Genomic DNA, 25,723 nt, shown 5'->3' on the forward strand with positions numbered 1-25,723 from the left:
GGCCCATGATGCGGACTCCGCTCGCCCGCTGCGCAGTCGCCGTGGCGGTCCTCTCCCTGACCCTGTGCATCCCGAGCCCCCACGCCCACGCCACGCCCGCGGGCCCGGACGCCGCGGGAGCTTCCGGCGGCCCCGCCGCGCACGCGGCCTTCCCACGCACCGCTCCCGCGGCTCGGGTGGCCGCCGCGAACGCGGGCGCCGAACTCGTGGCGGGCCGCGCCGCGAAGGCGGCCCGGACCGGCGCGGGAACCGGGGCGCTGGACTTCCGTGCCTGCCCCGCGGTGGAGGAGCTGCCCTCCCCCGTGCGCTGCGCGACCCTGCGGGTGCCGCTCGACTACGCGCGGCCCGACGGGCCGCAGATCCCGCTCACCGTCAGCCGGGTCCCCGCGACCCGGCGCGGCGGGGCGGCGCGCCAGGGCTCGCTCGTCTACAACCCGGGCGGCCCCGGCGCCTCCGGGATGTTCTTCCCGCTCGTCGCCGATCTCCCCGAGTGGGAGCGCATCGGCGCCGCCTACGACCTCGTCGGCTACGCCCCGCGCGGAGTGGGCCGCTCCGCCCCGCTGTCCTGCGAGGACCCCGCCGGCCGGGCGAAGGGCCCGACCCAGGTCCCGGCGGAGCCCTCCGCCGCGTACAAGCGGCAGCGCGTCGCCGCCGCCCGGGCCTACGCCCGCGGCTGCGCGCAGCGGGCCGGCGCGGCCCTGCCGTACTACACGACCCTCGACAACGTCCGGGACCTGCACGTGCTGCGCGCCGCGCTCGGCGAGGAGAAGCTGACCTTCTTCGGCGCCTCGTACGGCACCTACCTGGGCGCCGTCTACGCCACCCTCCACCCCGGCCACGTCCGCCGGATGGTCCTCGACTCCGCGGTCGACCCCGATCCGCGCCGCATCTGGTACGTCAACAACCTGGCCCAGGCCCCGGGGTTCGAGCGGCGCTGGTACGACTTCCGCGCCTGGGTCGCCCGCCACCACGCCTCGTACCGGCTCGGCGCCACCCCGGAGGCGGTGCAGGCGAGCTACGAGCGCGTACGGGCGGCGGTGGCGCGCACCCCGGCCGGCGGGACGGTGGGGACCGGCGAGCTCCAGGCCGCCTTCCTCCAGGCGGCGTACTACGACGACGTGTGGCCGCAGCGGGCCGCCGCGCTCGGCGCGTTCCTGGCCGGCGATCCCGGCCCGCTGGCCGAACAGGCCCGCCAGGAGCCGGAGTCGGCGGCCGCGCGCGAGAACGCGCGGGCCGTGTACACGGCGGTGCTGTGCAACGACGCCGCCTGGCCCGCCCGATGGGAGACCTGGGACCGCGACAACACGGAACTGGCCCGGCGGGCGCCCTTCGAGACCTGGGCCAACGCCTTCCTGAACCTGCCGTGCGCGTACTGGCCGGCGGGTGAGCGGCAGCAGCCGGTGGCGGTGGGCGGGCGGCCGGGGTCGCTCCCCCGCACGCTGATCGTCGCGGCGCTGCGGGACGGGGCCACCCCGTACCCGGGTGCGCTGGAGCTGCAGAGGCGGCTCGGCGCCGAGGCCGCGCTGGTCACGGAGGAGGGGGCGGGGGCCCACGGAGTGGTCGGCGGACGCAATGACTGCGTGGACCGTCACGTGGAGCGGTACTTGCTCACGGGTGACACCTCAGGGTGGCGTGTCACGTGTGCGCCGCATCCGGAGCCCGCACCGGTGTCGCTGGACGACCGGGCAGCAAGACGCCCCGGGAAGGTACCCAGGGCTCTGCTGCCGCCAGTCGTCTGAACTTCCGGGCGGGGTCTCCGGCTGCGTCGTTTCGGGGGTCAGGCCGTCATCCGGACCAGCCTCCCGATCCACCGGAGGCAGCTCCCCAGTCAAGAGAGCGGTCTTCCGGTTCCTTCCCCCCAGGGGAGGTATCAGGCGAGTCCGGCCACCAGATCGGCGACGGACTTGCGGCGTCCGGTGTAGAAGGGCACTTCTTCACGGACGTGCATGCGGGCTTCGGAGGCGCGCAGGTGACGCATGAGGTCGACGATGCGGTACAGCTCGTCGGCCTCGAAGGCCAGCATCCACTCGTAGTCGCCCAGCGAGAAGGACGCGACCGTGTTGGCCCGGACGTCCGGGTAGCCGCGGGCCATCTTGCCGTGGTCCGCGAGCATGCGGCGGCGGTCCTCGTCGGGCAGCAGGTACCAGTCGTACGAGCGCACGAACGGGTAGACGCTGACGTAGTCGCGCGCGACCTCGTCGGCCAGGAAGGCCGGGATGTGCGACTTGTTGAACTCGGCCGGGCGGTGCAGGGCCATGTTCGACCACACCGGCTCCAGCGCGCGGCCGAGCCTGGTGCGGCGGAACAGGTTGTACGCGGTCTGCAGCTCGTCCGAGGTCTCGGCGTGCCACCAGATCATGACGTCCGCGTCGGCGCGCAGGCCGGAGACGTCATAGGTGCCTCGGACCGTGATGTCCTTGGCGGCCAGCTGGTCGAACAGCTCCTGGACCTCGTCGGCGTAGCCGCTGCGGTCTTCGGGCAGGACGTCCTTCAGCTTGAAGACGGACCACAGGGTGTAGCGGATGACCTCGTTGAGGTCCTTCGCCTTCTTCCCCGCGTTGGGAATCTTCTCTGGTGCAGTCATGTGTCCATTGTCCCGTGTGCTGATCAGTGGTCGGTGCCAGGGGTGCCCTACGCGCGAACCCCGGCAAACGTGGCCTTCACCACGTCGGCGGCCCTCGCGGCGCTCGCGATGCACGCCGGGATGCCCACGCCCTCGTAGAGCGCGCCGCACACGGCCAGGCCGGGCAGAGCCGCGACGGCGCCGCGGATCCGGTCCACGCGGGCGAGGTGCCCGACCGGGTACTGCGGCAGCCCGCCGTCCCATCGGGTCACGGTGGAGGCGAGCGGCCGGGCCGCGAGGCCCACGGCCTCGCGGAGGTCGCGCAGCGAGACGCCGACCAGTTCGGAGTCCTCGCGCCCCAGGTCTGCCTCGTCGCCGTACCGGCCGACCGAGGTGCGCAGCAGGAACAGCTCCGGGTCGGCGCCCGCCCAGGCCCACTTGTTGCTGGAGAAGGTGGAGGCCTTGATGGTCCGCCCGTCGACGGGCGGTACGAGGAAGCCGCTGGCTCCGCCGTCGGTGATCGCGGCGGGCAGCTCGGAACGCCGGAAGGCCATCGTCACCAGGGCCATGGAGGCGTACTCGACGGTCCGCAGCTCGGCGGCCGCGGCCGGCGCGGGCCCCTCCAGCAGGCGGGCGGCGGGACCGGCCGGGACGGCCAGGACCACGGCGTCGGCGTCGACGGCCTCGGTGGCGGTGACGACCTTCCACCCCCCGGCCGTACGCAGGAGCTCGCGCACCGGGGCGCCGGTGGCGATCCGCGCCCCGGCGGCCCGGCAGGCCTCGGCCACGGCCTGCGGGAGCCGGCCGATGCCGCCGTCGATCCCGGCGAAGACGGGACGCCCGGCCTGCTGGGCCTGCTGTGCGGCCGCACGGCGCTGGATTTCGCGTACGCCCTCGCCCAGCGAGGCGTGCGTACGGGCGGCCTCGAAGAGCTGCGGGACGGCGGCGCGCATGGAGATGCGGTAGGCGTCGCCGGCGTAGACCCCTCCCAGGAGCGGCTCCACCAGGCGGTCGACGACCTCGTGTCCGAGCCGGGCGGCCACGTACTCGCCGACGGCGACGTCCTCGCCGATCTCGGCGGGCGGCAGTTCCCGTTCGGCCTCGATGCGGGCCAGGCCCTCGGCGGAGAGCACTCCGGAGGCGGCGAGCGGCGCCAGGTCGCCGGGGACCCCCATGACGTGTCCGCGCGGCATGGGCCGCAGGGCGCCGCGGGTCCACAGGTGGGCGGTGGCGGTGGCGGGCGGCTGGAGGGCCTCGCCGAGGCCCACGGCCCGGGCCAGCTCCAGGGCCTCGGGGCGGCGGGCGAGCACGGATTCGGCGCCGAGGTCGACGGGGGCGCCGGCGAGTTCGCCGGCGAGCAGCTTGCCGCCGAGGCGCGGGCCGGCCTCCAGGAGCGTGACGCGCAGGCCGTCGGCGAGCAGCCGGTGGGCCGCGGCGAGGCCGGCGATGCCGCCGCCGATGACGACGGCGTGGCGGGCCGGGGCGCCTTCGCCGCCGGCGCCGGCAGGGCCGTCCGTACGCATGTCCGCTTCGTGCATGGACACATCGTCTCAGACCGTTCCCCGGACGATCACCGAGGCCGGACCGTGACCGCATCGGGATCGGCCCGGAACCGACGGAGCGAAACCCGCGGCGGGACCCTGTACGTCACACCGGCGACAACAGCCGATCCCCGGGGGGTTCCACCGATGCGCACCATCCGCAGCAGCACGGGCACCGCTGTACGGCACCGCGGCGCGGCCGCTCTGGCCGGCCTGTCCCTGGCCGGGGCGCTCGCGCTCACCGGGTGCGGGGCCGGCCAGGACACGGCGGGCCCGGCCTCGGCCGACAAGGCAGCGGTCCGCGCCCCGGAGGGCGCGGCCCAGGGCAAGCCGGGGGCGGCGGACGCTCCCCCGGCGGCGGCCGGGTCCGACGCGGCCAAGAACGGGCAGCAGCCCGCCGTGCGCCCGAACGTCATCCGCACCGCCACGCTCGCCCTGGAGACGGCGGACGCGCAGAAGGCGCTGGCCTCGGCCCGTACCGCGGCGGAGGGCGCCGGCGGGTACGTGGGCAACGAGTCCACCCGGCGCGGCGCGGACGGGCGGATGACCTCGACGCTGACCCTGCGCGTGCCCGGCGAGCGCTTCGACGCGGTGCTCGGCGCCATGGAGGGCAGCGGCAGGCTGCTCAGCCGCAAGGTCGAGGCGCAGGACGTGACGCAGAAGGTCGCGGACGTCGACAGCCGGGTCAGATCGCAGCAGGCGAGCGTGGCCCGGGTGCGGGACATGATGGACAAGGCCACGGCCCTCGGTGACGTGGTGATGCTCGAGAGCGAGCTGAGCAAGCGCCAGTCCGACCTGGAGTCGCTGGTCGCGCAGCAGACGGCGCTGAAGGACCAGACCTCGATGGGCACGATCACGATGGAGGTCTCGGAACCGGCCCCGAAGGCGGCGGAGAAGAAGGACGGGAAGCCCTCCTTCACGGCCGCCCTGAAGGGCGGCTGGAACGTCTTCACGACGATCGTGCGCTACCTGGCCCTGGCGGTCGCCGCGGTGCTGCCGTTCGCGGTGATGGCCGCGGTGGTGCTGATGGCCTTGCGCGCGTACCGGCGGCTGCGCCCGGCGAGGCCGGGGGCGGGCCTGGCGCCGAAGCCGGTGCCGGACGTGCCGTCCGTGCCGTCGGCCCGGCCCGCCGACCCGACGGAAACGGCGGGCGTCTCCGACTGAACACCCGCCGCGGCCGTAGCGTGTTCCCCACGAGACGGTGGTACGTGCGGTGCGCGGAACGGGGCGGAAGATGGCGACGGAACGACTGGTGGTGGTCGGCGGTGACGCGGCGGGGATGTCCGCCGCGTCACAGGCACGGCGGCTCAAGGGCCCGGCGGAGCTGGAGATCACGGCCTTCGAGCGCGGGCACTTCACCTCGTACTCCGCGTGCGGGATCCCGTACTGGATCGGCGGCCAGGTCCCCGGCCGGGACGACCTGATCGCCCGTACGCCCGAGGAGCACCGCGCCCGGGACATCGACCTGCGCATGCGCACGGAGGTGATCGGGCTCGACCTCCCCGGGGGCCGGGTCCGCACCCGCGACCTGGACTCCGGCTCCGAGGCCTGGACGGGCTACGACAAGCTCGTCCTGGCCACGGGCGCCCGGCCCGTCCGGCCCCGGCTGCCCGGGATCGGCGCGCACGGGGTGCACGGCGTCCAGACCCTGGACGACGGCCAGCGCCTGATGGCTTCTCTGGAACTCCTCGAGGGCCCGGAGCGGACGGAGGGCGCGGCGGGCCGCCGGGCGGTCGTCGTGGGCGCCGGCTACATCGGCGTGGAGATGGCGGAGGCGCTGGTCGCGCGCGGGTACGAGGTCACGGTCCTGCACCGCGGACCGCAGCCGATGGCCACGCTGGACCCGGACATGGGCGCTCTCGTCCACGCCGCGATGAACCGGATGGGGATCCTCACGGTGTCCGGCGCGGAGGTCACGAAGATCCTCACGGACGACCGGGGCGCGGTGCGCGCGGTGGCCACGGCGGCGGGGGACGAGTACCCGGCGGACGTGGTCGTGCTCGGCATCGGCGTGGAACCCCGTACGGCGCTGGCCCGCGAGGCGGGGCTGCCGCTCGGCGAGTCCGGCGGCATCCTGACGGACCTGTCGATGCGGGTCCGGGGCCACGAGAACATCTGGTCGGGCGGCGACTGCGTGGAGGTCCTGGACCTGGTGGCGGGGTGCATGCGGCACATCCCGCTGGGCACGCACGCCAACAAGCACGGCCAGGTGATCGGTTCGGGCGTGGGCGGCGGCTACGCCACCTTCCCGGGGGTGGTCGGCACGGCGGTGAGCAAGGTCTGCGACCTGGAGATCGCCCGTACCGGCCTGCGCGAGCGCGACGCCCTGGCGGCGGGCCTGCGCTTCGTGACGGCGACGATCAGCTCGACGACGACGGCGGGCTACTACCCGACGGCCGCGGACATGACGGTGAAGATGCTGGCGGAGCTGCGCACCGGCCGCCTGCTCGGAGTCCAGATCGTCGGCGGCGCGGGCTCGGCGAAGCGGGTGGACATCGCGGCGGTGGCCCTGACGGCCGGCATGACGGTGGACCAGGTCGTCTCCCTCGACCTGGGCTACGCCCCGCCCTTCTCCCCGGTCTGGGACCCCGTCCTGGTCGCCGCCCGCAAGGCCGTGTCGGCGGTGCGGGCGGCGGGGTAGGCCCCGGGCGGGGCAGGGCCCGGGCCGCCCTGGGTCACGCGCCCGCGCCCCCGGCCCGCAGTTCGGCCCGCACCAGTTCCAGCAGGCGGCCCATCCAGTCACGGCCGCCGCGCGGGCCGTCCGCGCGCCAGAAGGGGGCCTCCGACACACCGGTGTAGCGGATGCCCGCCTCCCCCGTGGCGAGCAGGACCTCGGCGAGCCGGGGGTGCTGCTCGAACTTGGCCCGCAGGAGCCCGGCCATGACCGCGAGCCGCACGGCGGACCAGTCCGCACGCCGCGCCGCCCGTCCGCCCGCGTCCTGCGCCTCACGGGCCGTCGCACAGGCGCGGATCCGGTCGTGGTCGGCGGGGTCGGCCGCGGAGAGGGCCCAGTACCCGTGGAGCACGGTGCGGTAGGTCTCGCCCCGGTGGACGACGGGGGCTTCGTAGTCGTTGCGCAGGACGAAGTCGCCGAGTTCGGCGGGCCGCCCGTTGGGATGCACGACCTCGTGCAGGACGACCGGGGGTTGTGGGGCCCCGGTCGGTTCGTCGGCGTACCGGACGGCCCGCTGTTCCCCGGCCCGCCGGACGGCCTCGTCCCGTTCGGCGAAGTAGTCCCGGGCCTCCTGGTGCATCTCCCGCGTCACCAGCGGCCCGTCCCCGTCCACGGCCTGCCCGATGTCGGTCGTGAGGATGCGCAGCGGGCGGTCCTGGCGGTCCATGTCGCCCAGGGCGTGGACGCGCAGGTGCGCGGGGACGGCGAGGTAGGCCTCCCGGAGCAGGACCCGGTGCGGCTCGGTCGCCTCCCGCAGGTAGTCGCGTTCCGCCGCGCGGAGCCGGTCGGCGGCCGTGGGCCGGCCGGCCAGCCGGGCGATCTCGTCGGCCACCTCCGCGAGGAAGCTCGCGGGGGTCAGCGGCTCGGGGTGGCGCAGCGTCCACTTCGGGGCGGGGGCGGGGGCGGGGTGCTCGCTCGGGCCGGGCCCGGTGAGGGCGATCCGTCCCGAGGCCAGCCACCGCTCCAGCCCGGCGAGGTCGGTCTCCTCGTACCTGCCGAGGGTGATCCGGCCGTCCGCGTAGACGAAGAGGTTCTCCGGGTGGCGCTGCGCGATCAGGTCGTGCCCGCGCCAGACGAGGCACCAGGCCCCGTCGATCTGCTCTCCGTCGGACATGCGAAACGTCGGTCCGTGCCATGTCATGCAGGGCACGGTACCGACGTCAGCGATCTCGTCGAGCCCGTCCGGCTCAGCGGGCCGTCTTCGTGTGGACGTAGTCGACCAGGCGGGTCAGGGCGTCCGGGGGGGTGGTGGGGAGGACCCCGTGGCCCAGGTTGAAGACGTGGCCCTCCAGGCCGGAGGCCGCCGCGAGCACCTCGTCCGTCTTCGTCCGCACGGCCTCCTCGGTGGAGAAGAGCACCGCGGGGTCCAGGTTGCCCTGGAGGGCCTTGCCCGGGCCGACGCGGCGGGCGGCCTCGTCGAGCGCGACGCGGTAGTCCACGCCCACCACGTCCGCGCCGGCCTCGCCCATCAGGCCGAGCAGCTCGCCCGTGCCCACGCCGAAGTGGATGCGCGGGACCCCGTACGAGGCGACGGACTGCAAGACCTTCGCCGACGCCGGCATCACGGAGCGGCGGTAGTCCGCCGGGGACAGCGCGCCGACCCAGGAGTCGAAGAGCTGCACCGCGGAGGCGCCGGCCTCGATCTGGACCTTGAGGAAGGCGGAGGTGATCTCCGCGAGGCGGTCCAGCAGGTCGGCCCAGAGCTCCGGGTCGCCGTACATCAGGGCCTTGGTGTGCTCGTGGTTCTTCGACGGGCCGCCCTCGACCAGGTAGCTCGCGAGGGTGAAAGGCGCACCCGCGAAACCGATCAACGGCGTGGACCCGAGTTCACCCGTGAGCATGCCGATCGCCTCGGTGACGTACGAGACGTCCTCCGGGGTGAGGTCGCGCAGCTGTGCGAGGTCCTCGCGGCGGCGGATCGGCTGGGCGACGACCGGGCCGACGCCCGGCTTGATGTCGAGGTCGACGCCGATGGCCTTGAGCGGGACCACGATGTCGGAGAAGAAGATCGCCGCGTCGACCTTGTGGCGGCGGACCGGCTGGAGCGTGATCTCCGTGACCAGGTCGGGCCGCATGCACGACTCCAGCATCTGGGTCCCCTCGCGCACCTTGCGGTACTCGGGGAGCGAGCGCCCGGCCTGCCGCATGAACCACACCGGGGTGTGCGGCACCGGCTCCCGCCGGCACGCCTTCAGGAAGGCGGAATCGTACGTCTGACTCGGCTGGCCCGTGAAGGGGGTCTCCCCGGCGCCGGCGGAGCCGTGCGCGAGGGGAAGGTCGTTGGCGCTCACGCGCCAAATCTTCGCACGTATGAAGAAGTGCGCGGCCCGGCGCGGGTGTCCCTGCGCCGCACGGACGCTCGTTCCGCCTAGTCTTCCCCGCATGGCTGCGGCTCAGGGACGATTTTCAGATGGCGCTGACGGTGTGGACAGCGCGGAGGAGAGCTCCGTCCCGCTCCCGTTCCGACGCGCGGTCGACGGCTTGAAGAAGGCGCGGCTGCGCCCGGGCATCGAGATCGACCCCACCAGACCGCCCCAGCGCCTGGCCCCGCACGCCTACGCCCTCGAGGCCTCGGTCGTCGACGGCGAGGACGATCTGGCCGACGGCCGGCTCATCCTGCTCCACGATCCGTCCGGGCACGACGCCTGGCACGGGACCTTCCGCCTGGTGACGCTCGTACGGGCCGAGCTGGAGCCCGAGATGGCCGCCGACCCCCTCCTGCCCGAGGTGTGCTGGTCCTGGCTGACGGGGGCGCTGGAGGCGCGCGGCCTGGCGTACGGGGAGGCGAGCGGGACCGTGACGATGGCGGGCTCGCACTACTTCGGGGGCCTCTCCGAGCGGCGGCCGGCCACGCAGATCGAGATCAGGGCCTCGTGGACGCCGCGCGAGGGCGTCGGCGGGGTCCCGGACACCTCGGCGCACCTGTCGGCCTGGTGCGAGCTGCTGTGCCAGATCGCCGGGCTGCCGCCGGTCGGGCCGACGGACTCGGGGACGGGCGTGGTGTCCCTGCCACAGCGGCGGGGTCCGCACCACCCGTAGCCGTGCCCCCGTACGGCGGCGCGCGTGCGGCCACCGCCCGCCGGAGCCGCCGCCGGGGCGGCGGGGCGCCGAATGCGCTGCGCCCCGTAGAACGGCCGATCGAGCACCTGCGGCGCGCTGTCGGAACCGGGCGCCCGTTGTGGGCTTCTGATCACCCGATGATCGATCGTGCGTCCGAATTGCCCGAATTGTTACTCACCAAATCGTGATCATTCCCTAAAGCCGGGCGGGTGACGTGCCGAAGGAGTCAGTGACCATCCGCACGGTTCGCACCGGCTTCCTTCCCCGAGCCGGCCGTCCCGCCACTCCCCCAGGAGGCCTAGGTGTCCGTTCTTCTCGAGCAGCCCGCAAGCCTGGTCGCCTACCGCCCGAACAAGCCGACGGCCATGGTCGTCGTGGCCGACCCGCGCGTGCGTTCCACCGTGACCCGCCATCTGTGGGCCCTCGGAGTACGTGACGTGATCGAGGCGTCGTCCATCGCGGAGGCCCGCCCCCGCGTCGGCAGCCCGCGCGACATCTGCGTGGCCGACGTACACCTGCCCGACGGCTCCGGTCTCACCCTGCTCTCCGAGACGCGGGCCGCCGGCTGGCCGAACGGCCTGGCCCTGTCCGCCGCCGACGACATCGGCGCCGTGCGCAACGCCCTCGCGGGCGGCGTCAAGGGCTACGTCGTCACCGGCACCCGGACCAACATCGGGCTCCCCACCCGGCCCGGCGCCGCCCCCATCGGCGCCGCCGCCGCCCGTATGCACCGCCGCCCCCCGGGTGCCCCGAGCCACCCGGGCGGCTACCGAGAGCTCTCCGGCCGCGAGGTCGAGGTCCTGCGCCTCGTCGCGGAGGGCCAGTCCAACAAGGCCATCGGCGTCTCGATGGGCCTGTCCGCCCTGACCGTCAAGTCCCACCTCGCCCGCATCGCCCGCAAGCTGGGCACCGGTGACCGAGCCGGAATGGTCGCCGTCGCCCTGCGGACCGGGATCATCCACTGACACCCTCCCGGCGACCCCCGGGCAAACCCCGGGAAAAGCCGGGGAAACAACCGATCCCGTGCCCCGCGCCCGTCGACGGAACGTTCCGGCGACGGGCGCGCCGTATCCACGGATACCCTTGAGCGGTGACCGACGCCCAAGAGACCGCAGCAGACCTGCGCACCACCACCGGGGGCGGCCCCCCGGACGACGTCGAAAAGGCGCCGATTCCGTTGCTCGAGCCCCGTGAGGGGATCCCTCCGGTGGTCGCCGACGAGGACGCCCTCGCCCGGGTGGTCGCGGCGTTCGCCGCGGGCACCGGACCCGTGGCCGTCGACGCCGAGCGCGCCTCGGGATACCGCTACGGCCAGCGCGCCTATCTGGTGCAGCTGCGCCGCGAGGGCGCAGGATCCGCGCTGATCGACCCGGTCGGCTGCCCCGACCTGTCCGCACTGGGCGAGGCCCTGTCCGGCACCGAGTGGATCCTGCACGCCGCCACCCAGGACCTGCCGTGCCTGCGCGAAATAGGCATGGTGCCCACCTCCCTGTTCGACACCGAGCTGGCCGGCCGCCTCGCCGGCTTCCCCCGGGTCGGACTCGGCGCGATGGTCGAGGGCGTCCTCGGCTACGCGCTGGAGAAGGGCCACTCCGCCGTCGACTGGTCCACCCGACCCCTCCCCGAGCCGTGGCTGCGCTACGCCGCGCTCGACGTGGAGCTGCTGGTGGACCTGCGGGACGCGCTGGAGAAGGAACTGGACCGGCAGGGCAAGCTGGAATGGGCCCGGCAGGAGTTCGACGCCATCGCCGCCGCCCCGCCCGCGCCGCCGCGCAAGGACCCGTGGCGCCGTACGTCCGGCATGCACAAGGTGCGCCGGCGCCGGCAGATGGCCGTCGTACGGGAGCTGTGGGAGTCCCGGGACCGGATCGCCCAGCGGCGCGACGTGTCGCCCGGCAAGGTGCTGGGGGACGCCGCGATCGTCGAGGCCGCCCTCGCGCTGCCGGCCAACGTCCACGCGCTGTCCGCCCTGCCCGGGTACGGGCAGCGGATGGGCCGGCGCCAGCTGGAGCAGTGGATGGCCGCCGTGGAGCGGGCGAAGGCCCTGCCCGAGAACGAGCTGCCGCAGCCGGGCGCGACCCCGGCGGGTCCGCCGCCGCCGCGCTCCTGGGCGGACAAGGACCCGGCCGCCGCGGCGCGGCTGGCGGCGGCCCGGACCGCCGTCTCGGCGCTCGCAGAGGGGCTGCACCTGCCCCAGGAGAACCTGATCACCCCGGACACGGTCCGCCGGCTGTGCTGGGAGCCGCCGCAGCGGCTGGAGCCGGAGACGGTGGCGCAGGCCCTCGCGGGCCACGGCGCCCGCCCGTGGCAGATCGAGCAGGTGACGCCGGCCCTGGTGCGGGCACTGGCGGCGACCGCCTGACGCGGCGACACATCACGCAGAGCCCCCGGCCGTTCGGCCGGGGGCTCTTCGCGTCCCCGCCGTGTGTCCCGGTTCCGCAACAGCCCTTCCCGCTGGCTTTTGAACACGCTCAAACCCCGCTAGCTTTTGAACATGCTCAACAAAAGGTTCGAGGGATACGAGTCATGGGTGCGCGAGTTCGAGGCCGAGCGCGAGCGGCGCGCGGAGATCGGGGATCCGCAGTGGGAGCGGGGGGCCGCCCTCGATCCGGCCCTCGTACGGAGCCTGCAGCGGTTCCAGGTGGGCGAGGACGGGGACGGCTCGGCCCTGATCGGCAAGGCGGACCGGGCCGGGGACCCGCAGTACGCGCGGGCCGTACGGCTCTTCGTGGCGGAGGAGCAGAACCACGCGCGGATGCTGGCGCTGCTCCTGGCGGCCGGCGGGGCCGGAACCCTGGAGGGGCACTGGAGCGACGCGGTCTTCGTACGACTGCGGCGGCTGCTGGGGCTGCGGGTGGAGCTGCTGGTGCTGATGGTGGCGGAGGCGGTGGCCCTGCGGTACTACCGGGCGGTGCGGGACGGGGCGCCGGATCCGCTGACCGCGGAGGTGGCGGGCCGGATCCTGGCGGACGAGGAGCGCCACGTCCCCTTCCACTGCCGGCGGCTGCGGGAGGCCCTGGCCCCGTTCCCGGCCCCGGCCCGGCGGGCCGCCACGCTGGCCTGGCAGGGGCTGCTCGCGGGGGCGGGCGCGGTCGTGGCGGTGGACCACGGTCCGGCACTGCGCCACCTGGGCGTCACCCGCCTCGCGTTCGCCCGGGACGTCCTGCGCTCCTCCGGCCCCCTGGCCGGGGCCATGCACACCGCCGGGCCCGCGGCCGGCCTCCGGGAGGCGGCGCGAGTGTGACGTTCGCCGCTCCTCCCGGAGGGGGTGTGCACGCCGGTTACCGGCAAGTAGCATGGCCGGGTGAGCGGGCGCTCAGCCACCGGCCGACCGCCCCCGCGCAGCAGTGCACACCCGCACCTGGAGGAGAGCCAACGTGCCTCGTACCGTCAGGGACGTCGTCTTCGTCGACGGCGTCCGCACCCCGTTCGGCAAGGCGGGCCCGAAGGGCATCTACAACGAGACCCGCGCCGACGATCTCGTCGTGAAGGCGATCCGGGAGCTGCTGCGCCGCAACCCGGACCTGGACCCCAAGAAGATCGACGAGGTCGCCATCGCCGCGACCACGCAGATCGGCGACCAGGGCCTGACGCTGGGCCGTACCGCCGGCATCCTCGCGGGCCTCCCGCAGTCCGTCCCGGGCTACTCCATCGACCGCATGTGCGCCGGCGCGCTCACCGCCGTGACCGCCGTCGCGGGCGGCGTGGCCTTCGGTGCGTACGACGTCGCCCTCGCCGGCGGTGTCGAGCACATGGGCCGCCACCCCATGGGCGAGGGCGTCGACCCGAACCCGCGCTTCGTCTCCGAGAAGCTGGTCGACGAGTCCGCCCTGTTCATGGGCATGACCGCCGAGAACCTGCACGACCGGTACCCGACGATCACCAAGCTCCGCGCCGACGAGTACGCCGTGCGCTCGCAGGAGAAGGCCGCCAAGGCGTACGCCGACGGCAAGATCCAGCAGGACCTGGTCCCGATCACGGTGCGCAACACCAACGAGGCGGCCGGTGAGACGGGCTGGGGCCTGGTCACCTCCGACGAGCCGATGCGCCCGGGCACCACGCTGGAGAACCTGGCCGGCCTGAAGACCCCGTTCCGTACGCACGGCCGGGTCACCGCGGGCAACGCCGCCGGTCTCAACGACGGTGCCACCGCCGCGATCATCGCGTCCGAGGACTTCGCCCGCGAGAACAACCTCCCGGTCAAGATGCGCCTGGTCTCGTACTCCTTCGCGGGTGTCGAGCCGGAGGTCATGGGCTACGGCCCGATCCCGGCCACCGAGAAGGCCCTCGCCCAGGCCGGCCTGTCCATCGAGGACATAGGCCTGTTCGAGATCAACGAGGCGTTCGCGGTCCAGGTCCTCGCGTTCCTGGAGCACTACGGCATCGCCGACGACGACGCCCGCGTCAACCAGTACGGCGGCGCGATCGCGTTCGGCCACCCGCTGGCCTCCTCCGGCGTGCGTCTGATGACGCAGCTGGCCCGCCAGTTCGAGGAGCAGCCGCACGTCCGCTACGGCCTGACCACCATGTGCGTCGGCTTCGGCATGGGCGCCACGGTCATCTGGGAGAACCCGAACTTCAACGCCGAGGGAGACTCCAAGTGAGCACCACCGCTGAGCTCCTGAAGGGCGCGGCCGAGCTGTTCCCGGACGAGGTCGTCACGTCCGCGCACGTCCGCCACCTGGACCTGCCGTTCGGCGCCGGGCGCTTCGCGCTCGTCACGCTGGACAACGGTTTCGACCACACCAAGCCGACCACCTTCGGCCCGCAGTCCCTCGCCAACCTGAACGCGGCGATCGACCAGGTCGAGCAGGAGGCCCTCGCGGGCTCCATCGTCGGCGCGGGCATCACCGGCAAGCCGTTCATCTTCGCGGTCGGCGCCGACCTCAAGGGTGTCGAGCTGCTCAAGCAGCACGACGAGGCGCTCGCCATCGGCAAGGGCGGCCACGACGTCTTCAAACGCCTCTCCGCGCTGGCCGTCCCCACCTTCGCGTACTACAACGGCGCGGCGATGGGCGGCGGTGTCGAGGTCGGTCTGCACTGCACCTACCGCACCGTCTCGAAGGCCATCCCGGCCTTCTCGCTCCCCGAGGTCTTCCTCGGCCTGGTTCCGGGCTGGGGCGGCTGCGCCCTGCTGCCGAACCTGATCGGCGCGGAGCGCGCGGTCTCGGTGATCATCGAGAACTCGCTCAACCAGAACAAGCAGCTGCGCGGCAAGCAGGTCTTCGACCTGGGCATCGCCGACGCGCTGTTCGAGGGCGCGGACTTCCTGGAGCAGTCGCTCCTGTGGACCGCGAACGTCCTGAACGGCACCACCGAGGTCGTCCGCGCCGAGATCGACCGCGGCGAGGCCTGGGACGCGGCCGTCGCCAAGGGCCGCGTCATCGCGGACTCCAAGGTGCACGGCGCCGCTCCGGCCGCCTACCGCGCCCTGGACATCATCGCCGCGGCCAAGGACGGCGACCTCCAGGCCGGCTTCGACGCCGAGGACACCGCGCTGGCGGACCTCATCATGGGCGGCGAGCTGCGCTCGGGCATCTACGCCTTCAACCTGGTCCAGAAGCGCGCCAAGCGCCCGGCCGGTGCCCCGGACAAGTCCCTGGCCCGTCCGGTCACCAAGGTCGGCGTCGTCGGCGCGGGCCTGATGGCCTCGCAGCTGGCCCTGCTCTTCCTGCGCCGCCTCGAAGTGCCGGTGGTCCTCACCGACATCGACCAGGAGCGCGTGGACAAGGGCGTGGGCTACGTCCACGCCGAGATCCAGAAGCTGCTCGGCAAGGGCCGCATCAACCAGGACAAGGCCAACCGCCTGACCGCCCTGGTGACCGGTGTGCTCGACAAGGCCGAGGGCTTCGCGGACGCGGACTTCATCATCGAGGCCGTGTTCGAGGAGATGTCCGTCAAGCAGAAGGTGTTCGCGGAGGTCGAGGCGGTCGCCCCGGCGCACGCGATCCTCGCCACCAACACCTCCTCGCTGTCGGTGTCGGAGATGGCCTCCAAGCTGCAGCACCCGGAGCGCGTGGTCGGCTTCCACTTCTTCAACCCGGTCGCGATCCTCCCGCTGCTGGAGATCGTCCGCGGTGAGCAGACCGACGACGCCTCGCTGGCCACGGCCTTCGGTGTCGCCAAGAAGCTGAAGAAGACCGCGGTCCTCACCAAGGACGCCCCGGCGTTCGTCGTGAACCGCATCCTGACCCGCTTCATGGGCGAGATCCAGAACGTCATCGACGAGGGCACCCCGGTGGTCACGGCGGAGAAGGCCATCGAGCCGCTCGGCCTGCCGATGTCCCCGCTGGTGCTGCTGGAGCTCGTGGGCCCGGCGATCGGTCTGCACGTGTCCGAGACCCTGAACCGCGCCTTCCCGGAGCGCTTCACCGTCTCCCCGAACCTGGCGGCCGTCGTCAAGGCCGGCAAGCGCGGCTTCTACGTCTACTCCGCCGAGAACGGCTTCAAGCCGGAGCTGGACCCCGAGGTCGCCGCGCTCCTGGTCCAGGGCGATGTCGTCCTGACCGAGGAGCAGGTCCGCGACCGCGTCCTGGACGCGGTCGCGCAGGAGATCGGCCTGATGCTGGAGGAGGGTGTCGTGGCCGAGGCCCAGGACATCGACCTCTGCCTCATCACGGGCGCCGGCTGGCCCTTCCACCTGGGCGGCGTCACGCCGTACCTGGACCGCGAGGGTGTCTCGGAGCGCGTGAACGGCAAGAAGTTCCTCGCCCCGGGCCTGGCGAGCGTCCCGGTCTGAGGACCGTACGCCTGAACGCCCCGGACGCCCGTCCCCCTCGCGGGGGCGGGCGTCCGCCGTTTCGCGGGACAAGACGGGGCCCGGCGCGGAACCGTCCCGTCCGGGCTGGCAGAATACGGCCATGGCGGATGGCACAACACATTTCAGCCGCCGGAACCTGCTGTTCGCGGGCGGTGCGGTGGCCGCCGGCCTCACGGCGGGCGGTCTGTCCTGGGCGCTGGGCGCCGGGGCCGACGAGCCGGGCGAGCCGGGCGACGCGGGCCCGGTCGCCACGGGCCCGACGGCCGGCGCGTTCGACATGCGGACCGGCGCGCAACTGCTCGCCCCGACTCCGCTGTTCAATGCGACGGGACCGCAATCGTTCGCGTTCGACGATACGAACGGCCAGGTCTACGTACTGCAGACCGTCGAGGGCGGTATCCGGCTCGACGGCGAGGAGGACCCGCTCGACTCGGGCGATCGGAAGACTTCCGGCGATATGTGCCTTACCCGGCTGAGCAGTTCCGGGAAAACGCTCGGGCATATGTATCTGCGCGGCTTCGGCCACGGAATTTCCTGCGGAGTCGAGCCGACGGGCCCGCGCACGTACATATGGGTGGAGGGCCGCGCCGACGCCGAGAGCGGCTACGGCCGCACCGTGGTCCGGGTGCCGTTCAAGGACGGCACCGTCCTCGACAGTTCGGACGAGTCCGTCCGCCATTTCGACCCGGTTCCCGGATCCACCGACGTCTCCCCCGCGCTCGACCTGCCCGGCGGGCGGGTGCTGGTGAGCCACGAGGAGGACGGCGTGCACCGGTTCTCGGTGTACGGGACGGCCGATTTCCTGGAGGGGCGCTTCGACGCCGCGCAGACCCTCAAGGCCGGGGTACAGGTCAAGCAGGAGGAGTGGTTCCAGGGCTGCGCCCTGTACGGGGACCACGTCTACGTACTGACCGGCGGCCCGTACACCGGCAAGAACGGGGACAATCCGCGGAAGTCGGGCGGAAATACCTATGTCTCCGCAATTGACGTGCGCACGGGCAAGGCGCAGGGCCGTCACCACGTGACCGTGGCCCCGGATCTGGTGTACCGGGAGCCGGAGGGAATCGCGGTCTCCATGGCCGGCGGACGCGCGGCATTGTGCATCGGCTTTTCCGTGAAGACGCAGGACCGGCGCGAGCTGGCGTTGTATCGCTTCACGGCCTGACGGCATTGGCCCTTGGTTAACCCTGCGTTCCTCGGGCATCAATGTTGCTGCTTATACTACTGCGACACTTCACAGAATCCTTATACCTCCACGGGGGAGGAACCGCACGATGGGCTCCAAGCGGCTGCGCGCCGTGCTCGGCGTTCTGATCACTTCCGGGCTCATCCTCAGCTTCGTCGGGATGCTGGTCGCCGTCGCGTTCGTCTCCCTCCCCCTGTTCGCCGGCTGCGCGGCGCTCAGCTACGTCGCCGACCTGATGCTCCACAACACGGAGTCGCCGACGCTGGAGAAGCTGCGCGACTCGCGCTTCGGCCTGACGATGCGCTTCCTCATCCGGCAGTTCCTGCTGCTGGGGCTGTGCGGGGCCATCGCCGACATCGAGTCGTTCGTGGCGCAGATGACCACCATCGGCCTGCTCCTGCTGTTCATCCTGCAGCTCGCGTACGGCGCGCTCCTCAAGCACGTCCGCAAGATGCGCAACGAACTGCCGTTCACCACGCGCGGGCTGGACCTGGAGGCGCTCGGCATCCGCCGCATGCCGCACCCGTTCCTGATGAACAAGCACGTCCGCAAGACGCTGCACCTGGACATCCCGCTGGTCGCCGGGGCGCTGGCCACCATCGCGACGGACGACTGGCGCTTCGTCACGTACGGCATGATCACCACCGTCTTCCTCGCCTACTTCTCGCTGCTGGTGCTGGTGCCCGACGCGCGCAACGCGCTCAAGCTGCCCACCACCGACGAGGCCATCGAGGAGCTCAACCACCAGCTGGCCGAATACCGACCCCAGGTCGCGCTCTACTTCACCTTCGCGGCGGTCTCCAAAGACTTCATGTACCAGGTGAACATGTGGCTGGAGTCGCTGGAGGCACTGGAGCTGCGGCCCATCATCGTGCTGCGCGAGCGGGCCACCCTGCGCTACCTGGACGCGACCTCGGTCCCCGTGATCTGCATCCCGAAAGCGGACAATCTAGCCCGTATCGAGATGAACGAGCTCCGTGTCGCCCTTTACCCCGGCAACGCGGGCAAGAACGTCCACATGCTCCAGCGCGCCGAGGTCAAGCACGTCTTCATCGGACACGGCGACAGCGACAAGCTCGCGAGCAGCAACCGGGTCAGCAAGGTCTTCGACGAGATATGGGTGGCCGGCCGGGCCGGCCGCGACCGCTACGAGCGCATCAAGCACGCCGTGTCGCACCACCAGATCGTCGAGGTCGGCCGCCCCCAGCTGATGCCCCTGCACCGCTGGACCGGCAAGGTCGCCGCCCCCGTCCCCACCGTCATCTACGCCCCCACCTGGGAGGGCTGGACCGACGACGCCTGCTACACCTCGGTCATCCCGGCCGGCGAGAAGCTGATCAAGGCGTTGCTCGACTACGAGCGCGACATCCGCATCATCTACAAGCCGCACCCGCTCACCGGCTCGCGCTCCGCCGAGGCCGCCGCCGCGCACCGCCGCGTCATCGCCCTCCTCGAAGAGGACAACGCCCGGCGCTTCGGCCGCAACCTCACCGACTCCAAGGCGGCCGCCAAGAAGCTCGCCCGGATCGACCAGCGCATCGCCGACCTCTCCGAGCGCGGCGTCCGCTCCAAGTACCCGGACCTCACCGAAGAGGAGCGGACCGCGCGCATCCGGCGCAGCCGCAACCAGGCGGGCGCCCTGTACTGGAACGCGCTCCCCGACGCCGCACACCACGTGGTGACCGAGCGGATCCCGGCCCTGTACGACTGCTTCAACCAGTCCGACCTGCTCATCGGCGACATGTCCAGCGTCGTCTCCGACTTCGTCGCGACCCTGAAGCCGTACGCCATCTTCAACCTCGACGGCCTGCCCGACGAGCAGTTCCGCAACGAGCAGCGGACGGCGTACGCCTCCTACCTGCTCGACGGCGAGTGCAACGGCCTGGCCGAGGCCATCGAGGCGACGCTGAACCCGCGCGAGGACTTCATGGCGCCCTACCGCGAGCAGCTGAAGGAATACCTCCTGGGCGAGGAGTACCCGCCCTCGATCGTCCGCTTCAACGCGGCCGCCAACAACCTCTACCGGCGGGGGCTGCGCGACTTCCCCATCGAATACCCGGACCAGGTCCCCCACCCCGTGTAGGCGGACCTCCTCCGGGCAGTCGAGTCGCACCGCCCCGTCCCCGACCGCCGCCCCGCCCCACCGCCGTGCCGCACCCCTCACTCAGGAAGAAGGAGCCTTGTCCTCCAGACCTGTCCCCCACCGCACCGTCGCCGTCGTTCTCGCGGGCGGTACCGGCCAGCGCATCGGGCTCGAAATACCGAAGCAGCTGCTCAAGATCGCCGGCAAGCCGATCCTGGAGCACACGCTCCACGTCTTCGAGAACGCGCCTGACGTCGACGAGGTGATCCTCCTCATGACGCCCGCGTACGTGGAGGACGCCCGCCGCATCGTCGAGCGGGCCAAGCTGGGCAAGGTCACCCGGGTCCTGGCGGGCGGCTCGACCCGCAGCGAGACCACCCGGATCGCCATCGAGGCCGCGGCCGCCGGGCTCGGCGAGGGCGAGGACTGCAACCTCCTGTTCCACGACGCGGTCCGTCCGCTGCTCTCGCAGCGCGTGGTACGCGAATGCGTCGAGTCCCTGGAGCGCTACCAGGCCGTCGACGTCGCCATCCCGTCCTCCGACACCGTCATCGTGACCCGTACCCACGGCAACGACGGCGAGTTCATCACCGAGGTCCCCGACCGCTCCCGGCTGCGCCGCGGCCAGACCCCGCAGGGCTTCCGGCTCTCCACGATCCGCGCCGCGTACGAGCGGGCGGCCGCGGACCCCTTCTTCCAGGCCACCGACGACTGCTCCGTCGTCGTCAAGTACCTGCCCCACGTCCCGGTCCACATCGTCACCGGCGACGACTACAACATGAAGGTCACCCAGCCGGTCGACGTCTTCATCGCCGACAAGCTGTTCCAGCTCGCCTCCCACGCCGCGCCCGCCCAGGCCGGCGAGGCCGCGTACCGCGAGCAGCTCGCCGGCAAGACGATGGTGGTCTTCGGGGGCTCGTACGGCATCGGCGCCGACATCTCCCGCATCGCCGAGGGCTTCGGCGCCCGCGTCTTCGCGCTGGGCCGCTCCACCACCGGCACGCACGTGGAGAACCTCGACCACGTCGAGGAGGCGCTGGCGAGCGCCTACGCCGAGACCGGCCGCATCGACTACGTGGTGAACACCGCGGGCGTGCTCCGCGTCGGGCGCCTCGACGAGACCGACAACGAGACGATCCGCGAGGCGCTCGACGTCAACTACCTCGCGCCGGTCAACATCGCCCGGACCTCGTACAAGTACCTCAGCGAGACCCAGGGCCAGCTGCTGCTCTTCACCTCCAGCAGCTACACCCGCGGCCGCGCCGAGTACAGCCTGTACTCCTCCACCAAGGCCGCCATGGTCAACCTGACCCAGGCACTGGCCGACGAGTGGGCCGAGGACGGCATCCGCGTCAACTGCGTGAACCCGGAGCGGACCGCCACGCCGATGCGCACCAAGGCCTTCGGCCAGGAGCCCTCGGCCTCGCTGCTCACGTCCGAGTCGGTCGCCCTGACCTCCCTGGACGTCCTGCTGTCCGAGATGACGGGCCACGTCATCGACGTGCGCAAGCAGGACCCGACCGCGACGCCGGCCCAGGCGGCAGTGGAGTCCGTACCGCAGCAGCCCTCCGGTTTCGAGGCGGCGCTGGCCTCCGTACTCGCGCAGGCCACGGAGGACCGGGAGGTCTAGGCGTGACGAACAGGATCTTCGTCGCCGGCGACTCGGCGGCGGTCACCCGGCCCCACGGCCACCTGCCGATGGCGGGCTGGGCCCAGGCGCTCGCGCTCTTCCTCACCGACGCGGTCGAGGTGGTCGACTGTGCCCGCGCCCGCACGAGCTCGAAGAGCTTCCGTGAGGAAGGCCGGCTCCAATGGGTCCTGGACCACTTGGAGCCGGGTGACCACCTGCTCGTCGCGTTCGGCCATGAAGACGGGAAGGCGGACCCGGGGCTTCGCACCGAGCCGTTCTCCTCCTATCAGGAGCACATGGCCGCGTACGTGCACGGCGCGCGGGAGCGGCAGGCCCATCCCGTGATCGTGCTGCCGTACGAGCGGCGCCGCATGGACGTGCACGGCAACGCGGCCCGGACACTGGGCGACTACCCGGTCGCCGCACGGCAACTGGCCGACGACGAGCACGTGCCCGTCGTCGACCTGTACGGCCAGAGCGTGCAGTGGTGGGAAGAGCTGGGACCGGAGGCGTCCAAGGGCGCCTTCGCCCACCGGCGTCAGGGTGAGCCCCTGCTGGAGAAGGTCCAGGACGGGGACAACGTGCACCTGCGCGCGGAAGGCGCGATCGAGTGCGCCCGGTTCGTCGCCCGCAGCCTCGCCGAGCAGGGCGCCATCCCCTTCCCGTGGGTCCGCGATCTCGACCGCCGCCGGTTCTCGTACGAGGAGATGGGCTGGCCGGACGAGGAGACGTTCTCGCACCGTACGAATTCCCGGGTGTCCGAGCCCGCGCCACGCAAGGAGCCCAGCGCGTGAACCTCCTCCTTCGCGGACAGGCCGTCGGCGACACCCCGTCGCTGGGCACCGTCTACGCGGCCCTGTACACCTCGGCCGACCCGCGACGGGGCGCGGCCCCGGGCGAGACCGTCCAGTTCGGCCTGTCCGTGGCACCCGACGGCGGCGCTTCGCGCGGCTGCGCGTACCTGCCGGAGGAACCGCTGGCCGCCGTCGGCGAGATCGTCGGCGTGCAGGGGCTGGAGTACTTCCCCCGCCAGCGCTGGTTCCGGGCCCGCGCGGACGCCGGGGAGCAGACGACGGGGGTGCTGCACCTGCGCGTCGGCGACTCGGTCACGGCACGCAGCATCCGGCCCCGGCTGGTCGTGGGCATCCCGGACGCCTCGGACCGCAAGCTCGTCCGTACGGGCAAACTCGCCGCCGAGCCCCTGCCGCTGCGCCCGGCCACCCCCCGCGGCCTGCGGCTCGTGACCGAACCGGGCCGGCCGGGCACGGTCAACGTGCTCTCGGCGGCCGCGGCCGGCAGCACGGGCGTCTCGGTGACGCAGCCGCGGGGAGGCAGGGCGGAGCTGTCACCGGACGGCTGGGCCACCTACACGCCCTCCCCCGGTTTCACGGGCTACGACCGGTTCGAGTACACGGTCGCCTCCGCCGCGGCCGGGCAGCTGACCTCGCACGTGAACGTGTTCGTGGGCTCCCTGGAGCACATTCCGGGTGCTTTCCCGCAGCATCCGGCGGACAGTGCCCCACGGGCTTGGCAATGGCCCGAACTCACCGGGGAGATGCCGTGGCCCCGTCCCTTCGCTCCGCAGAACTGACGAGGATCCTCCCATCATGTACACCGCCGTCGCCGACGTGACCGTCGCCGTCCGGGTCTGCAACCAGGCCGCCGCGCTCGAAGCCTGCCTGGCCTCCGTCCTCGTGCAGACCATCGGCCTGGAGCGGCTGGAGGTCATCGGGGTCGACGACGGGTCGACGGACGAGAGCGGGTCCGTGCTGGCCCGCGCGGCCCACCAGTACGCCTCGTTCATGCGCGCGGGGCAGGTCTCGCCGGGGCTCAGCCCGGCCGGGGCCCGCAACTGGGCGCTCAGCCAGGTGCGCGGACGGTACGTCATCTTCCTGGAGGCCACCGACCGGCTGGCGCCCGACGCCCTGGAGCGGATGGTCGCGGCGGCCGACGCCCACGAGGCCGACGTCGTCCTGGGCAAGCTGGAGAGCTCGGGCCGCCATGCGGTCGAGACCTCGATGTTCCGCAAGAACCAGGCCTACACCGACCTGTACGCCTCGCGCGCGTACTGGTCGCTGACGCCCGACAAGCTGTTCCGCACCAGCCTGCTGCAGCGCCGCGGGCTGGCCTTCCCCACCGACATGGTGATCGGTGACGGCCAGGCCTTCACGGCCCGCGCCCTCATGGGGGCGGACAACGTCTCGGTCGTCGGCGACGCGACCTGCGTGGTCAAGGGCCCCTCGCCGGCGCAGCGGTCCTCGCTCCCCGACCGGATCGCCCTCGCCTCCCGGATGCTGGCGCTGGTCGCCTCCCAGCTGCCGGAGGGGCCGCGCCGGGACAAGCTCCAGTCGCGCCACCTGGAGGTCGAGCTCGGCAAGGCGACCGCGGCCGCACTGCTCACCGCCACGGACGCGGCGGAGCGGGACCAGGCGCTGTGGGCCGCGGCCGAGGTGCTGCGCGCCCAGGCCTCGCCGGGCGCGCTGGCGCTGCTGCCGCGCATGATCGCCGTACGGTTCGCCCTGCTCGCGCAGGGCCGTTTCGCCGAGGCGCAGCGGATCGCCGCCTTCGAGGCGGACAAGGACAGGCCGGCGGTGCGCAAGACGGTGGAGAACGGGCGGGTGTTCACGACGCTGCCCTTCTTCCGCGATCCGCAGGTCGCCCTGCCGGACGAACTGTTCGACATCACGGGTGACATGACGGTCACCCACCAGTTGCAGAAGGCCCGGTGGGACGGGCCGGTGCTGACGCTGGACGGCTTCGCCTTCTACGAACAGCTGTCGACGAAGGACCGCACCACCCGGGTCGTGCTGCGGGAACGGACGAGCGGTGCGCGGGAGGGCTACGCGGTGACCGCCCGCCGGGACGACACGCTGGCCAACGCCAAGGGCAAGCCCCGGGCGATGGGCCGGTTCTCGGCCCGGGTCGACCTTGCGCAGACCTCCAGCGGCTGGCCGCTGGAGCCCGGTACCTGGGACGTGTACCTCGCGGTCGGGTTCGAGGGCGTCACGCAGGAGGTGCGGCTCGGACCGAAGCGGGCGGCCGATCTGGACACCACCGCCCGCATGCCGGTGCCGATCGGGCCGGCGCCGGACGCGCGGGGCATGGAGCTGGCGGCCACCCCGTACTACACGGAGTCCGGCGGCCTCACCCTCGAGGTGTCCCGGCGGACGCCGCTGCCGCGGCAGGCCTGAGGCCGGGGGCGCCCGCGGCGCGCACCTGTCCGGCCCCGGGCCTCAGGCGGCTTCCCAGGGCCCGAACACCAGCCCCTGCTGGGTGGTGTCCTGGCGGGTGCAGATCAGTGCGCCGTCCGCGTCGAAGGCGGCCACGACGATGCGGCCCGCCGCGTCGACCGCCACCTGGGGGGCGTACGCGCCGTGGCCGCCGAGGGAGGCCCACCACGTGCCGTAGCCCTCGTTCTCGGTGACGTAGGCGGTGAGTTCGATGTCGCCCTCGGCGCCGCTCTGCGCGAGCACCGTGCAGTCGTAGCCGCCGACGACCGCCCGTGCGACGCCCGGGGCTCCGCGGCCGCCCGCGCCGCCGAGGCCCATCAGGCCGCCCTGGACGCCCTGCCGGGCGGCCCGCCAGGCGACGAGCGAGCCGTCGCCCGGATAGCGCCAGAAGTACGTCACCCGGCGCGGGCCCGTCTCGCAGACGGCGGGGCTGCCGGGGACGACCGGGGTGGGGATGCGGTCCGCGAGCGCGAAGCGGCCCTGGCCGATGCCCGACCACCGGTCCGCGCCGGCCGGCCCGAGGACGAGCATCTCCAGCTGCCCGCCGGCGGGCATCAGGGGGGTCACCCCGCTCCCGTACGGCTCCGGGGCCACCTGCTTCCAACCGCCCCAGGCGCCCTCGGCGTTGCGGCTGCGGCGCAGGATGCCGCCGCGGCGCATCGAGACCAGGACGTGCGTGGAGCCGGAGCGCTGGTTGACGGCGATGCGCGGCGGGCCGGCGAGCCGGTCGTCGTCGGGGCCGCCGCGCAGCCCGGGGAATCCGAGGCTGTGCCATTCGGTCATGGGACGTCCCGGCTGAAACTGGGTGGAGACGATGATTTCCGGCCGCCCCGAGCCGTCCCGGGCCGCCCGCAGGGCGACGAAGTGCACGTACCCCTCGGAGCTCTGCGCCATCGCGGCGGGGCCCGTCCAGCCCTCGGTCCCGAAGGTGTCCGGGCCGGTCCAGCCGGTGCGGGGGGCCGCGGCCTCGGTCCAGCGCACCAGGCCGTGCGGGGT

At 72.9% G+C, this 25,723-nt stretch carries 20 protein-coding genes; 15 read left to right on the plus strand and 5 right to left on the minus strand.

The annotated features are described in order from the left end of the window. Positions 1 to 8 precede the first annotated feature (8 nt). A complete protein-coding gene (locus tag ACFY1T_RS20250; protein WP_390789422.1) occupies positions 9 to 1,739 on the plus strand; it encodes an alpha/beta fold hydrolase in 1,731 nt (576 codons plus the stop codon). 131 nt (positions 1,740 to 1,870) lie between these two features. On the opposite strand, the gene hemQ is transcribed toward ACFY1T_RS20250, so the two are convergent. Together hemQ and hemG are read right to left on the minus strand one after the other, a co-directional pair. Then, positions 1,871 to 2,584, minus strand: coding sequence for a hydrogen peroxide-dependent heme synthase (hemQ, locus tag ACFY1T_RS20255; protein ID WP_030863203.1), 714 nt, complete (start codon positions 2,582 to 2,584; stop codon positions 1,871 to 1,873). 47 nt (positions 2,585 to 2,631) lie between these two features. Then, positions 2,632 to 4,086 carry a protoporphyrinogen oxidase gene (gene hemG, locus ACFY1T_RS20260; protein WP_390789423.1) on the minus strand — a complete coding sequence of 485 codons (1,455 nt, stop codon included), beginning with the start codon at positions 4,084 to 4,086 and terminating at the stop codon, positions 2,632 to 2,634. Positions 4,087 to 4,251: 165 nt separating this feature from the next. Between hemG and ACFY1T_RS20265 the strand changes: the two genes are divergently transcribed. Both ACFY1T_RS20265 and ACFY1T_RS20270 read left to right on the plus strand, forming a co-directional pair. Further along, positions 4,252 to 5,268 (plus strand): DUF4349 domain-containing protein, encoded by a 1,017-nt coding sequence (locus ACFY1T_RS20265; protein ID WP_390789334.1) that lies wholly within the window; start codon positions 4,252 to 4,254, stop codon positions 5,266 to 5,268. Positions 5,269 to 5,338: 70 nt separating this feature from the next. Further along, positions 5,339 to 6,745, plus strand: a complete 1,407-nt coding sequence (locus tag ACFY1T_RS20270) for an FAD-dependent oxidoreductase (RefSeq protein ID WP_390789335.1) — start codon at positions 5,339 to 5,341, stop codon at positions 6,743 to 6,745. Between the two features lie 34 nt (positions 6,746 to 6,779). Here the strand turns inward: ACFY1T_RS20270 and ACFY1T_RS20275 are convergent, their stop codons facing one another. Together ACFY1T_RS20275 and hemE are read right to left on the minus strand one after the other, a co-directional pair. After that, on the minus strand, positions 6,780 to 7,892 hold the full coding sequence (locus ACFY1T_RS20275) for an NADAR domain-containing protein (RefSeq protein ID WP_390789336.1): 1,113 nt from the start codon (positions 7,890 to 7,892) through the stop codon (positions 6,780 to 6,782). A gap of 73 nt (positions 7,893 to 7,965) precedes the next feature. Beyond that, entirely contained in the window at positions 7,966 to 9,069 is a 1,104-nt protein-coding gene (gene hemE, locus ACFY1T_RS20280; RefSeq protein ID WP_390789337.1) for a uroporphyrinogen decarboxylase, read from the minus strand. Positions 9,070 to 9,160: 91 nt separating this feature from the next. Here hemE and ACFY1T_RS20285 point away from each other — a divergent pair, with 91 nt between their 5' ends. The 12 genes from ACFY1T_RS20285 (at position 9,161) to ACFY1T_RS20340 (ending at position 24,688) form a co-directional block, all read left to right on the plus strand. Further along, the gene (locus ACFY1T_RS20285; protein ID WP_390789338.1) at positions 9,161 to 9,817 is read left to right on the plus strand and encodes a DUF3000 domain-containing protein; all 657 of its coding nucleotides are present in this window, start codon (positions 9,161 to 9,163) and stop codon (positions 9,815 to 9,817) included. A gap of 323 nt (positions 9,818 to 10,140) precedes the next feature. Further along, the gene (locus ACFY1T_RS20290; protein WP_007267191.1) at positions 10,141 to 10,803 is read left to right on the plus strand and encodes a response regulator transcription factor; all 663 of its coding nucleotides are present in this window, start codon (positions 10,141 to 10,143) and stop codon (positions 10,801 to 10,803) included. Between the two features lie 125 nt (positions 10,804 to 10,928). Then, positions 10,929 to 12,200 (plus strand): ribonuclease D, encoded by a 1,272-nt coding sequence (locus ACFY1T_RS20295; RefSeq protein WP_030863187.1) that lies wholly within the window; start codon positions 10,929 to 10,931, stop codon positions 12,198 to 12,200. A 132-nt stretch (positions 12,201 to 12,332) separates the two neighbouring features. After that, positions 12,333 to 13,082 carry a ferritin-like domain-containing protein gene (locus ACFY1T_RS20300; protein ID WP_390789339.1) on the plus strand — a complete coding sequence of 250 codons (750 nt, stop codon included), beginning with the start codon at positions 12,333 to 12,335 and terminating at the stop codon, positions 13,080 to 13,082. Positions 13,083 to 13,215: 133 nt separating this feature from the next. Beyond that, positions 13,216 to 14,442, plus strand: coding sequence for a thiolase family protein (locus tag ACFY1T_RS20305; protein WP_390789340.1), 1,227 nt, complete (start codon positions 13,216 to 13,218; stop codon positions 14,440 to 14,442). Then, positions 14,439 to 16,577: a 3-hydroxyacyl-CoA dehydrogenase NAD-binding domain-containing protein gene (locus tag ACFY1T_RS20310; protein ID WP_390789341.1), complete on the plus strand. Its 2,139-nt coding sequence runs from the start codon at positions 14,439 to 14,441 to the stop codon at positions 16,575 to 16,577. The genes ACFY1T_RS20305 and ACFY1T_RS20310 overlap by 4 nt, the downstream gene beginning before the upstream one ends. Positions 16,578 to 16,698: 121 nt before the next feature. Further along, the gene (locus tag ACFY1T_RS20315) at positions 16,699 to 17,763 is read left to right on the plus strand and encodes a signaling protein (protein ID WP_390789342.1); all 1,065 of its coding nucleotides are present in this window, start codon (positions 16,699 to 16,701) and stop codon (positions 17,761 to 17,763) included. A gap of 109 nt (positions 17,764 to 17,872) precedes the next feature. After that, entirely contained in the window at positions 17,873 to 19,867 is a 1,995-nt protein-coding gene (locus ACFY1T_RS20320; RefSeq protein WP_390789343.1) for a hypothetical protein, read from the plus strand. A gap of 97 nt (positions 19,868 to 19,964) precedes the next feature. Then, complete coding sequence (locus ACFY1T_RS20325) at positions 19,965 to 21,497, plus strand: SDR family NAD(P)-dependent oxidoreductase (protein ID WP_390789344.1); 1,533 nt, start codon at positions 19,965 to 19,967, stop codon at positions 21,495 to 21,497. Positions 21,498 to 21,499: 2 nt separating this feature from the next. Beyond that, positions 21,500 to 22,291, plus strand: a complete 792-nt coding sequence (locus ACFY1T_RS20330; protein ID WP_390789345.1) for a rhamnogalacturonan acetylesterase — start codon at positions 21,500 to 21,502, stop codon at positions 22,289 to 22,291. Next, positions 22,288 to 23,088 (plus strand): Ig-like domain-containing protein, encoded by an 801-nt coding sequence (locus ACFY1T_RS20335; RefSeq protein ID WP_390789346.1) that lies wholly within the window; start codon positions 22,288 to 22,290, stop codon positions 23,086 to 23,088. The genes ACFY1T_RS20330 and ACFY1T_RS20335 overlap by 4 nt, the downstream gene beginning before the upstream one ends. A gap of 16 nt (positions 23,089 to 23,104) precedes the next feature. After that, positions 23,105 to 24,688 carry a glycosyltransferase family 2 protein gene (locus tag ACFY1T_RS20340; protein WP_390789347.1) on the plus strand — a complete coding sequence of 528 codons (1,584 nt, stop codon included), beginning with the start codon at positions 23,105 to 23,107 and terminating at the stop codon, positions 24,686 to 24,688. Between the two features lie 42 nt (positions 24,689 to 24,730). On the opposite strand, the gene ACFY1T_RS20345 is transcribed toward ACFY1T_RS20340, so the two are convergent. Next, on the minus strand, positions 24,731 to 25,708 hold the full coding sequence (locus tag ACFY1T_RS20345; protein WP_390789348.1) for a hypothetical protein: 978 nt from the start codon (positions 25,706 to 25,708) through the stop codon (positions 24,731 to 24,733). Between the last annotated feature and the right edge of the window lie 15 nt (positions 25,709 to 25,723).

This window comes from Streptomyces sp. NPDC001194 (genome assembly GCF_042896985.1).
Lineage (GTDB): Bacteria > Actinomycetota > Actinomycetes > Streptomycetales > Streptomycetaceae > Streptomyces.